Origin of the sequence: Paenibacillus sp. 2TAF8 (assembly GCF_052114825.1) — a bacterium.
In the GTDB taxonomy this organism is placed as follows: Bacteria; Bacillota; Bacilli; order Paenibacillales; family Paenibacillaceae; genus Paenibacillus.
On sequence record NZ_JBFRFN010000078.1, the window covers coordinates 1 to 388 of the forward strand.

A 388-nucleotide genomic window follows, 5' to 3' on the forward strand; every position below is an offset into this window, starting at 1 on the left:
GTGAAAAGCAGACGATTTTTGCTAAAGGTTTACAAGATAGAGGTTGGGACGTTGAACGAGGTGTGAACCGAGTTGATTACAACTATCAAAATTGGAAAAAACAAATGGAAGAAAAGTACGACACTAAAATGACACGTCACAATGAAAAACTTTTCATTCAAGCTGAACAGTTTGAACAACAAGATAAACAGTACCGTGATATGATGACAACTTTTGGTCAAAATGTTGGGAAAGTAAATAACGATGGTATAGCTATCTTTAAAATGAACGATGAAAAGATTAAAAAACCTGTACAAGATTTAACGAGTGATGAACTTATCGGTTTATATTCAAGTATTTATGAATATCAGCAAAATGACCATGAAGCTGATATTGATTACTTTAATCA

1 protein-coding gene is annotated in these 388 nt (G+C 32.5%); it reads left to right on the forward strand.

Annotation, left to right across the window (positions count from 1 at the left end; translation table 11 throughout):
* The coding region (locus AB4Z30_RS30095) for a hypothetical protein (protein WP_441931233.1) at positions 1-388 on the forward strand (388 nt) is incomplete at both ends.